The organism is Aliiroseovarius sediminilitoris (assembly GCF_900109955.1).
Classification (GTDB): Bacteria; Pseudomonadota; Alphaproteobacteria; order Rhodobacterales; family Rhodobacteraceae; genus Aliiroseovarius; species Aliiroseovarius sediminilitoris.
Map to the genome: position 1 here is coordinate 191249 of NZ_FOJB01000002.1, position 10763 is coordinate 202011.

General features: G+C 58.5%; 10 protein-coding genes and 1 pseudogene. 3 read left to right on the plus strand and 8 right to left on the minus strand.

The genetic code is table 11. The annotated features are described in order from the left end of the window. Both BMY55_RS15915 and BMY55_RS15925 read left to right on the plus strand, forming a co-directional pair. Positions 1 to 1041: a FecCD family ABC transporter permease gene (locus BMY55_RS15915; protein ID WP_091433163.1), complete on the plus strand. Its 1041-nt coding sequence runs from the start codon at positions 1 to 3 to the stop codon at positions 1039 to 1041. 240 nt (positions 1042 to 1281) lie between these two features. Continuing rightward, on the plus strand, positions 1282 to 3690 hold the full coding sequence (locus tag BMY55_RS15925) for a heavy metal translocating P-type ATPase (RefSeq protein ID WP_177179397.1): 2409 nt from the start codon (positions 1282 to 1284) through the stop codon (positions 3688 to 3690). Between the two features lie 96 nt (positions 3691 to 3786). On the opposite strand, the gene phnE is transcribed toward BMY55_RS15925, so the two are convergent. From phnE to BMY55_RS15945, 4 genes are read right to left on the minus strand one after another with little or no spacing between them, the layout of a single operon-like run. Further along, positions 3787 to 4545, minus strand: a complete 759-nt coding sequence (phnE, locus tag BMY55_RS15930) for a phosphonate ABC transporter, permease protein PhnE (protein WP_091433168.1) — start codon at positions 4543 to 4545, stop codon at positions 3787 to 3789. Further along, a complete protein-coding gene (locus BMY55_RS15935; RefSeq protein WP_091433170.1) occupies positions 4545 to 5327 on the minus strand; it encodes a phosphonate ABC transporter ATP-binding protein in 783 nt (260 codons plus the stop codon). The genes phnE and BMY55_RS15935 overlap by 1 nt, the downstream gene beginning before the upstream one ends. Continuing rightward, positions 5327 to 6190 carry a phosphate/phosphite/phosphonate ABC transporter substrate-binding protein gene (locus tag BMY55_RS15940; RefSeq protein ID WP_245744792.1) on the minus strand — a complete coding sequence of 288 codons (864 nt, stop codon included), beginning with the start codon at positions 6188 to 6190 and terminating at the stop codon, positions 5327 to 5329. Before BMY55_RS15940 ends, BMY55_RS15935 begins: the two co-directional genes overlap by 1 nt. Before the next feature lie 11 nt (positions 6191 to 6201). Beyond that, positions 6202 to 8082, minus strand: a complete 1881-nt coding sequence (locus tag BMY55_RS15945; RefSeq protein WP_091433268.1) for a cytochrome c peroxidase — start codon at positions 8080 to 8082, stop codon at positions 6202 to 6204. Positions 8083 to 8175: 93 nt separating this feature from the next. On the opposite strand from BMY55_RS15945, the gene mntR reads away from it, so the two are divergent. Beyond that, positions 8176 to 8637 (plus strand): manganese-binding transcriptional regulator MntR, encoded by a 462-nt coding sequence (gene mntR / locus BMY55_RS15950; RefSeq protein WP_091433175.1) that lies wholly within the window; start codon positions 8176 to 8178, stop codon positions 8635 to 8637. Between the two features lie 311 nt (positions 8638 to 8948). On the opposite strand, the gene BMY55_RS15955 is transcribed toward mntR, so the two are convergent. The 4 genes and pseudogenes from BMY55_RS15955 to BMY55_RS15965 form a co-directional block, all read right to left on the minus strand. Further along, complete coding sequence (locus BMY55_RS15955; protein WP_091433177.1) at positions 8949 to 9731, minus strand: ZIP family metal transporter; 783 nt, start codon at positions 9729 to 9731, stop codon at positions 8949 to 8951. Positions 9732 to 9743: 12 nt separating this feature from the next. Further along, positions 9744 to 10091 carry a DUF411 domain-containing protein gene (locus BMY55_RS15960; protein ID WP_245744793.1) on the minus strand — a complete coding sequence of 116 codons (348 nt, stop codon included), beginning with the start codon at positions 10089 to 10091 and terminating at the stop codon, positions 9744 to 9746. A 112-nt stretch (positions 10092 to 10203) separates the two neighbouring features. After that, positions 10204 to 10368, minus strand: a complete 165-nt coding sequence (locus tag BMY55_RS16955; RefSeq protein WP_177179398.1) for a hypothetical protein — start codon at positions 10366 to 10368, stop codon at positions 10204 to 10206. A 36-nt stretch (positions 10369 to 10404) separates the two neighbouring features. After that, positions 10405 to 10674 (minus strand): annotated as a pseudogene (locus BMY55_RS15965) (SCO family protein); the annotation flags it as partial. Between the last annotated feature and the right edge of the window lie 89 nt (positions 10675 to 10763).

Genomic DNA, 10763 nt, shown 5'->3' on the forward strand with positions numbered 1-10763 from the left:
ATGATCGCGAAGGCAGCCGCAATCCCTAAAACCAGTTTCCGCTTCGTAATAGGGGCTGGGCTGGTTCTGCTGCTCTTTTCGCTTTCTGTGGCCATAAGTGTAGGGGCCATATCGGTGCCCTTATCAACCGTTTGGGGTGTCTTGATCAACAAGATCGCCCCGGATACCATCGCCCAAAACTGGCCCGCCGGACACGAGGCTATCGTCTGGGACATTCGCTTTCCCCGCGCAATTCTTGCTGGTCTCGTCGGGGCAGGCCTGGCCATGGTCGGAGGCAGCCTTCAGGCTGTCACGCGCAACCCACTCGCCGATCCTCATTTGCTGGGCATATCTGCCGGCGGGGCTTTCGGGGCCATTCTGGCGCTTTTGCACACCGGCATGTTTCTGGGCACTCTGACGGTGCCTTTGTTCGCCTTTTTTGGTGCGCTTGGCGCGACACTTTTGGTTCTGACGGTGTCACAGATTGCCTCGGCCACAAGTGCCGATCGCCTGATCCTGGCTGGGGTGGCAGTGTCATTCATCGTCATGTCGCTTGCAAATGTGCTGATCTTTCTGGGGGATCCCCGTGCGACGCACACGGTTGTCTTCTGGATGCTGGGTGGCTTGGGTCTGGCCCAATGGGGACAGTTGATCTATCCGCTGGTGATCTTGGTGCTGTGCGGCTCATATCTTTGGCTGAAAGCCCGCAGTCTGAACGCAATGACCATCGGTGATGAAACCGCATCGACCCTTGGCATCCCGGTGGCGCGGTTCAGGTTGATGATTTTTGCCATGGGTGCGCTGATCACGGGCGTTATGGTCGCATTCTCGGGCATCATCGGCTTTGTTGGCCTGATGGTTCCGCATATTGTTCGCCTTCTGGCCGGAGGGGATTATACCCGTGTTCTGCCAGCATCCGCATTGTTCGGTGCCATTTATCTTTTGTGGTCGGACATCATCGCCCGCACGGTATTGGCCCCGGACGACCTGCCAATTGGCATTGTTACCGGGCTGATTGGTGGCGTGTTTTTTGTTTGGCTACTCAGACGGCGGACCGGTTGACTTCTGTTCAACAGAGCGTGTCGATCCAGGAAAGCAAAATCCCGTTTGAAGTCACACCACAACTCCCTTTCCGTTCGTTCATATTCACGTCGATCAGCAACAAACACGTTGCTTGTGCGATGTCGCACCTGTTCAAGTTTCTCGCCGCAAAGAAAAAGGGTCGACTGCAAACTTAGCTCTTGAACCTCAAGCCACTGTAGACCCTACATTGCTGCTGTTGATTGATTCTGGAGAGAACACATGGCGGTGAGTACCGATAACGAGCGTCGCGACATCCAACCTGAACATGAACATGATCATAAGCATGATCATTCAGGGCATAAGCACGACCATACGGCGCACAAATCGGATGGTAGCGCCTGTTGTGGCGGAGGCGCAGCGCAAGGGAATGTGATTCCGTCTGCACCTCCGCCCGATGAGGGACGGAGCTTTCAAGTCAGCGGTCTGGATTGCGTCGAAGAGGTTTCGATCCTTTCCAAAGTGGTTGGCCCAAAAGTTGGCGGTGCCGATCATCTTGCCTTCGATGTGATCAACGGACGCATGACGGTTTTGGAGAGCGCCGAGCAGATTTCCGATGGCGAAATCGTCAACCTGGTCGCCAGCACGGGAATGACTGCCCGGCCTTGGAACGCCGAAAGCGCCAGCGCCGATCAAGCGGCACATCTTGCCAAGCAGAAATTGTTCACGTCCCTGAGTGGCGGATTTTGGGCCGCAGGGTTCGTATACCATATCGTGGAAACCGGTCTGGGCGGTGCGCTTGGCTTGTTCTCGGGCCATGGCGAGTCAGCGATGCCGGTCCTTGAGGCCGCACTCTTCGGTTTCGCAATCCTCTTCGGGGTATGGCTTGTCGCGCCAAAGGCCTGGTCGTCTGCACGCCGCCTGTCTCCCGATATGAACCTGCTGATGGTTGTGGCCGTTGCAGGTGCAATCGTACTTGGTGAATATTTTGAAGCTGCAACCGTGGCGTTTTTCTTTTCACTGTCGCTCTATCTGGAAAGTTGGAGCGTTGGACGGGCCCGAAACGCGGTCTCGGCGCTTTTGGATCTGGCGCCGCCCACGGCGCGTGTCCTGAAGGATGACGGATCAGAGGCCGATGTTCCGGCCGCAGAAGTAGCCGTGGGGGCGCGGTTTATCGTCAGAGGGGGTGATCGCATCCCGCTTGATGGTGAGGTCATTGATGGGGCAGGGGCTGTGGATCAGGCCCCGATCACTGGCGAAAGTGCGCTTGTTCCCAAGGAAGCAGGGGACGATGTTTATGCGGGCACGATCAACGGAGAGGGCACGCTTACGGTCCGCGCAACGAAAGCGGCAACCGATACGGTCTTGTCAAAAATCATCCGCATGGTTGGCGACGCGCACTCGAAACGTGCCGAGGTCGAACAATGGGTCGCGAAGTTTGCCCGGATTTACACGCCGATCGTGATGGTTCTGGCGGCAGCAATCGCCGTCTTGCCACCCCTCTTTTTTGGCGGCGCCTGGGATTATTGGTTCTACAACGCTCTGGTCCTGCTGGTGATCGCGTGCCCCTGTGCCCTCGTCATTTCGACTCCGGTATCCATTGTTGCCGCCCTTGCTGCATCCGCTCGGGCCGGCGTGCTGATCAAAGGCGGGGCCTATGTCGAGGCACCCGGTCGCACCACCGCACTTGCGATGGACAAAACCGGCACCATTACCATGGGCGAACCCGAAGTGGCCGCTGTCTATCCCTTGGGTGACGTATCTAAATCAGAGCTATTGGCCCTTGCCGGTGCCCTGGAGGCGCGGTCGTCGCATCCTCTTGCGCGCGCCATTCTTGGCAAGGCTGAAACCGACGGTATTGCAGTGCAAGCCGCCAAGGACACCCGCACCGTCCCAGGTCGTGGGTTGGTGGGGCGCATCGACGGAAGAGATGTCTGGCTTGGATCGGATCGTTTCGCAGAGGAAAAAGGCTTTGGCGAAACCATCCCGTCAGACCTTCGGAATCAGATTGAAGGGGCCGGAAGCACCTTGGTCGCGGTTGGCGACGAAGGCGGCGTAACCGGTATTCTTGAACTCCGCGACCGCATTCGCCCCAACGCCAAGGGCATTGTTGCACAGCTTCATGCGCAGGGCGTCAAGACAATCATAATGCTGACGGGCGACAACGAGCGGACAGCACGTGCCGTGGCGGCCGAGGTCGGCATCGATGAAGTCCGCGCGGAACTCTTGCCCGAAGACAAGGTGACAGCCATCGAAGAGCTGGTCGCGCAACATGACATGGTTGCGATGATTGGCGACGGGGTCAACGATGCGCCCGCTATGGCGCGCGCGCATTACGGGATTGCCATGGGGGCCGTTGGCTCTGATGCCGCCATTGAAACGGCCGATATCGCGTTGATGACAGATGATATCGGCAAGGTGCCTTGGCTGATCGGTCATTCGCGCAGAACAATGTCGATCATCCGGCAGAACATTGGCATCTCTCTGGCCACTAAGGCTTTGTTCGTCGGCTTGACCGCGTTTGGTATGGCTACGATGTGGGGCGCTATCGCAGCCGATGTGGGTGTCTCGCTGGTGGTGGTCGCCAATGCGCTGCGCCTTCTGCGGGCTCGCGAAACCCCCAACGATGACCAGGGTGGAGAAAAAATTGGCGAACAGATGGCGAAAGGCGCGCTGGCCCATGGACATTGATCAGATCGCTGCGTGTCGGCCGTCTTGCCGGAATAGATCTTCCACAAACGGGCAACCCGTTGGCTGAGACGGCCGCGCCGCAGGGCGCAGCCCTTGTCAGGAAAAACGTCGGCGCAGAACAACGTTGAAGGCTTCAATCGCCACCACCATGACAATTACCGCAAGAGTGGCGCTCGCGGCTTTGTCATATTGGAAAGAGCGCACATAGGTCTGGATGTAAAAACCAATCCCCCCGGCACCGACGATGCCAAGGACCAGCGACTCGCGCAGGTTCAGCTCAAACCGGAAGATTGTGTCGCGCGCAATCACGGGTGCCATCTGTGGCCAGATCGCATACCGAAGCCGCGCGAGTGTTCCCGCGCCCGCACTTTCCAAGGCGGCAAGGGGCGCGCGTGACACGCCGTCGATTGCCTCGGCATAGAACTTGGCCAGCATGCCCGTCGCGTGGAACGCAACCGCAATGATGCCGGGCAGGGGACCAAGCCCGACTGCACCCACCATCAGCATCGCCACCAATATCAGCGGAATGGCCCGGATGATCGCCAGCACCGTTCGGATCGGACGAAAAAACACCGGTGGGGCCATCGTCTCGGACGCAAGAAGCCCCAATGGGACAGACAGGAAGACAGCGCCAAGCGTGCCGATAATTGCAATGCGCAGCGTCTCGGCGCTGCCCTTGATGATATCGTCCATCACCGAAGGATCGGGCGGGAACATGCGGCCCAGGAAATCGGCTATCCTTGTTCCGGCCGAGGCGAGACGTGTCATTTCGACATCGGTGGTGATCAACGACCAAAGGACTGCGCCGCCAACCAATAGTGCGGCCAAGAAGCTGCCGGACCCACGTGAACGCATCAGATCACCGCCCTGAGGCCGTTGGCCGGTATCTGCACGGCACCACGATAAAGCTCTGTCGTAGCGTCATCGGACAACTCGGTCGCGGGCACATCGAATGCGATCCCCCCATCCCGCATGCCGACGATGCGCTGTGCGAAACGCCGCGCAAGTTCGGGTTGATGCGATGAGAATAGAACGGTCGCGCCACGCGCGCGTGCTGCCTCTGTCAACAGTGTCAAAATCTCTGCAGCGCGAGTCGGGTCGAGACTGCTGACCGGTTCATCCGCCAAGATCAATTGCGGTTCTTGCGCCAGGCATCGGGCAATGGCGACGCGTTGCCTTTGGCCGCCACTCAGGCTATCGACCCTGCGCCTTGCAAGGTCCGCAATTCCGCAATCGCCAAGCGCACTCTGTGCGACCTGAAGATCGTATGATGTGGGCAATCCAAGAAAGGCTCGAAGCGGCGACATCCGTCCAAGACGACCGTTGAGCACGTTGCGCAGAACGGTGGCGCGTTCGACCAAAGCAAATTCCTGAAAAACGAAGCCGGTGGTCGGGCGATGGGCCTTCGGCGGCGGGCAATCCGGATCAAGCGGGTTGCCGAAGATCGAGACCCGGCCTTGCCAGTCCCGAAGCCTGCCATCAAGCAGCGTTAGACATGTCGTCTTGCCGGCGCCGGACGGTCCAAGAAGCGCGACGATCTCGCCTGCCGGAACCGAAAGCGACAGGTGTTCCAACGCCGGGGTGTCTGCACCGGAATGGGAGAAACTGACATCGTCGACTTGCGCGGCAACTTGCATCACAGAAGCCCGAATCGTCGCGCCATCTCCCGCACCCCATCGTAGGCACCGGGATCGGAAAGGACATAGCCGTCGGGTCCGTAGAGATAACGGAGCATTTCTCGGTTCTCGGGTTGGTTCAGCTTCATCATGGCGTCGACGAACCTTGTTTGAACACCATCGTCAAGCCCGGGACGCGCGATTACGACATGGCTCGGGATCGCTTCGCTTTCCGCAATCCAAGTCACCTCGGCCTGTTGTTCGGGCGTAAGAAGCAAATCTGCATACTGGCTCGCGCCTGCGGCATCGACCAGACCCTCTGCCATTGCTTGCATCGCTTGTTGATATCCACCGGCAAAATAGACGCGTCCAAAGAAGGTCTCTGCCTTTTCCGGACTTTCGATCAGGCCCGCATTGATGAATTCGGCGAGCGGATAAAGATAACCTGATTCCGAAATCGGGTCGGCGAAGGCAATGTAGCGACCGCGCAGATCGGCAAGCGTCTTGATACCGCTGTCGCGGCGCACGAAGATGCGGCCAGTGTAGCTTGGCGCATCGCGATAGACTTCGGACAGAAGCGGCACGGCGCCGATCTCTGCCTCTGCCAACACAAAGGGCAGCGCGCCCATGAAAGAGATGTCCGCGTCGCCGTTGCGCAACGCTTCAACTGCGGCGGCATGGTCAATAGTCACAAACCCTTCGACGGGCACTCCGATTTCACCGGTCAGCCAGCCCGTGACCGCCTCGATATCGCCGAGTAGTTTCTCTGGGTTCTCCTGCGGAATGAAGGCAAGGCGCAGGGCGCGTTCCTGCGCAACAAGCGGGTTTGTGGCAGCCAAGGCGACCGCTACGCCAGCCAGAGTCAATACGGTTCTGCGGTTCATTTGGATTGTCATCAGAACGCCCTTTGGTCAATTGCGGCGGCTTGGGTTTGAAAAGCAGTCCAACTTGCCTCGGCGGTTGCCCAGTCACCTTCGCGCACCGCAGAACCAACATCAGCAAGTATTTCCGCCAACGCATACACCTCGGGCCGGGCGGCAAGATTGGACATCGTGCTGGCATCGGCAGAAAGATCTGCCGCCACGGTGTCGGTTAACAGAAGGATGTGCTCGGCATCCCGCCGGGGCAGCAGCGTGTCCAGCGTCGACGCGAAGGTCGTCAGTTCCGTGAACGCAAGGCGGAAGGCGGTGTTTTCGTCGTCAAACGCCTCGTACGGCTTGTCCGCAGAGCCCACGGTTTCGATATAGGCCGTGAGGTCCGCACGCTCTGATGCGGTCAAGCCAAGAGATTTCGTATCGTCGAACCAATCCACAACTGCGGCCAAAGTGGGCAAGGATCCATCGTGGAAATACGGGGCCGTGTAAGCCGTCCCAAGCAAGGTGGGTGTGTCAAAAGCGCCTGCGCGCGCATCAACATAAGGCGCCGCAGCCGAGCCGATATCGTAGGCTTGCCGGTCGAGGAAATTTCCGTCCGGCACATGGCAACTGGCGCAGGATCGTTCGCCAAGCCCCGCGAAGGGACGGTTGAAGATCGCTTCGCCGCGCCTTGCCGCTTCGGGGGCGGCGTCGGTCAACTTGCCATCTGCGGTCAACTTGGAGTTTGGCAAGAAATCGAACTCAAGCATATAGGCGACCAACGCGTCCAACATGAACGGCGTCGGTTCATCACCGCCAAACTCGCCCACAATGACGTTGCGCGTGAACTCACGCAAAGAAGCAAAGCGACCGTCACGACCGTAAGGCCCGGTAAAGCGCAAGCCCCGCAGGCTTGGTATGTCGATGGGATCGTCACGCCGATCGTTGAAGATCGGGTTGAAAAAGGCACCATCCACGTCGATGGCACCGGGTTGGTGACTGGCACCGGGAATGAACAGCCGCTGGTTCACGTCCGACCGGTTGTGGCATGTGGAACAGGCAATCCCAAGGTCACGCGCGGGGCTGCCGAATATCTGCGTGCTGTCAAACAGCATGTCGCCATAGGCAACGAGTGGAAGGTCTACCTCGTCGATGCCCCGTTCCTCGAAATTGAGAACGAGCCGCGGAAGCGGATCCTGATCGAATATGTCCGATCCCGGTGGCAGGCTGGGCGGCACGTCGATAGCGCGTCCGCTTATCGCGGCGATTTCTGGCAATGTGTTCAAGGTGTCGCGTGGCGCAAAGCTATCCACGAGATAGTTCCGTTCAAGATAGTCAGAAATCACCTCGCTTGCGGCGACCATGGTCGCCCGATCAGCGGGTATCCCACCTGTCCCCAGTATACCGGACGACCCGGCACCACTGTTCAAGTCCAGCCATGCGAGGCCGATGTCACGCGCCGCGTCAGGATCGGCAGCAGTTACGCCATCGGCAAATGCACGATAAAGATCGCGACCCGTCTGCACCGCTTTTCGTGCATCCGATGGGTCAGTGGCGACCAATGCCCGCCCCAGTTCTTCCTCGATCCTGAGCGCGATCAATCGCGTGGCCTCGGCGAAGAGCGCCTGTCGATCCTCTTGCTCGATGGCCTTTAGCAGCCGCGAGGTATCAACACCGCTTTTGGCTCCCAGCGATTTCAGAGCGCCGTTGGTAAATTCGGAATTGCGATGGGGTTCAGACCAAGCCGTCGCAACCTTGTCCCAAGGCAAGGGTTCCAGATTTCCCAGAAAAAGCGTCAGGCGATAGGCCGCGGCCTCTGGAATCCATGGCGCCTCTTTTGCAGGCGTGGCCGAAACCGGCCCTGAAAGAACTGCCGCACAGATAAACGCCGTGAAAAACAGCCTCTGGAAAATCAAGATCAACAAAGCCTCCGAAATTGAAAGTTAGCCATGGCTAATATATCTACCCATAGCAAACAAGTTGTCAATCTATCCGTCTCGCTTCATTGTAGGGCTATGACAAAGCTGGAATCGAATGACCGTGAAACCGTTGAGCCCGTCGTCAGGGCACCTGAAGCACAAGCAGAGGGGTTTGCGACGGTCCGCCAGGCCCATGAGTCCGAAATGGCAGAGGATTACGTGGAACTGATTGCCGAGCTCATCGAAACGCAGGGAGAAGCGCGACCGGTCGAGATCGCCGAGCGCCTTGGGGTCAAACCACCCACAGTCACCAAGAACATCTCACGGCTCAAGGCTGCGGGGTTGGTTCGCCGAGAGCCCTATCGCGCCATTTTCCTTACCGAAAACGGTCAGGCACTGGCCGAGACCTGCAAGCGGCGCCACCGGATCGTGGTGGCATTTCTCAGGGGACTCGGGATCGACGAAGAAACAGCCGAGCGGGATGCAGAAGGCATCGAGCATCATGTCAGCGAGGCGACACTTAAGGCCTTTGAGCGCCACATTCTTCAAAACAGTTGAAACCGATGGCGACGACCGCCGGAAACACCCTCATCAGAAACTGGAACGTCGCCCCCGTCACTGTGCCCGATCACTCGTGCGTCAAGCCAAAATGCGGGTGAGGGTGAGGGTGAGGGTGGTTGAGACAAACATGCCAGCAATCCAAACAAAATTGCACAGCGCGCCGCATATTGGGTCGTGTCGAGACGATTCCCTTGCTGTTTCCTGGCCAGGAAAGCGACCAAGATCGCTTTCGTTCCATGCTCGACCAGAATGGCCGCAACCGCCGTGAGAGGCCCAACAGCCAAAAGTTTTTTGGGAACTTCTTGCGGTTATCCCAGCCAGACATCGAGAAACAACATCAGAACCAGGCCAATTGCCAGACCGAGGGTCGCTTTGTTCTGATGTCCGCTGCGATGAGTTTCTGGGATGATCTCGTGACTGATCACATAGAGCATTGCCCCGGCGGCAAAGGCCAACCCCCATGGCAAGATCGGCTCGGACAAAGTAATAATACCCGCACCCAGCAAGCCGCCAACAGGCTCGACCAGACCGGTCAGGGCTGCGATGCCCCATGCGCGAAGTTTGGAATATCCTTCCCCTAACAGTGCAACTGCGACGGCAAGACCCTCTGGAGCATTCTGAAGCCCGATACCGATGGCAATAGGCAGCCCACCTTCGACACCACCAGAGCCGAACCCCACGCCGACCGCGAGACCTTCGGGGAAATTGTGGATCGTGATCGCGATGATAAACAGCCAAACCCGTCGGAGCGACGCCGCTTCAGGGCCTTCACGCCCTGTCTTGAAATGCTCGTGCGGTAGCTTCTCGTTCATCAACGCCACAGCGCCCATGCCAAGCAAAATTGCGATACTAACAATCGCGGCAGGGGCCGCTCCGTTCTCGAACATCGGTTCGGCAGCATCAAGTGCTGGGATGATCAAAGAAAAGAACGACGCCGCCAACATCACACCTGCGGCAAACCCCAGCGAGAGGTCGCGTGTCGCGCGCGACGGAACACGTCCCAAGAGAATGGGAGCCGCGCCAAAGGCAGTCATCAGCCCCGCCGCGAGACTGCCAAGAAATCCTAATGCGATCGGAGAAAGGGCGTCCAAGTCGAATCCAGTCTAGTTTTCAGCGTAAAACATAGAGATTTCGGTCGACCCGTCTTGGCTGGTCAGAAACACATCGCAGGCCTCGCGATCATCTTTCGAACCCATACCCGGCGAACCACAAGCCAAGCCTGGCACAGCCAGACCGACCGTATCGGGACGTTCTTCAAGAAGCCGACGAAAGCCGGTGGCCGGGACGTGGCCTTCGATCACGTGGTCCTCAAGAAAGGCAGTATCAAAAGAAGCCATGCGCTGTGGCACCCCGCTGTCGAGCTTCAGACGAACGCGCCATCCGCCAAACATGTCATCGTTGGCCGGTGCAAACCCGTTCTCTTCCAATGCTCTATCCAGCCAAGACAGCATCCGCAACCATTGGTTTTCTTTACATCAAGCTGGGCAGGCTCGGGCAAGTGCCGTATCTGCGACAAAACCGCTAAATCCAATGGGCGAGGGCGGCGACTTAGGACTTCAATGCTCAAAGCCTTTCGTTCTCATTGTTCGCAACCAGAGTGGCGAGGTGGGTTTCGAGCCGCACACGAGCCTCTTTCAACCGGGCACCGGCCTGGGCGTCCTGTGTCTTGTCACCTGTCGCAGCCGCAAGCCGGTCATCTGAAAGCGGGTCGGTTGGCCGAAATGCCACCCATTATGGCAAATCCCATGGCCCAATACCTCACTCTCATGATGTCCTCTCCGCTCTGTCTTGTATCGCACGCCGGATTTTCGGCACCGCGAATTCTTTCGGTTCGTGATAGTCGATTGTGCTCACAAAACGCCCCCCGGCATCGAACAGGAAAACGCTCGCGGTATGGTTCATTGTATAGTCGCCCGTATCGGTCGGCACCTTCCGGTAGCTGACCCGGAACCCGTGCGCCGCCTGGGCGATCTGGTCGGGCGTTCCCGTCCCGCCGCGAATGGCGGGGTGGAAGTATCCCACATATTCGGCCATCGCCAAACACGGCCCGCCCGAGATCATGAATACGGATCAGGGCAGCCAGTTCACCGGGTCGGCCTGGATCACCACGCTGACCAAAGCTG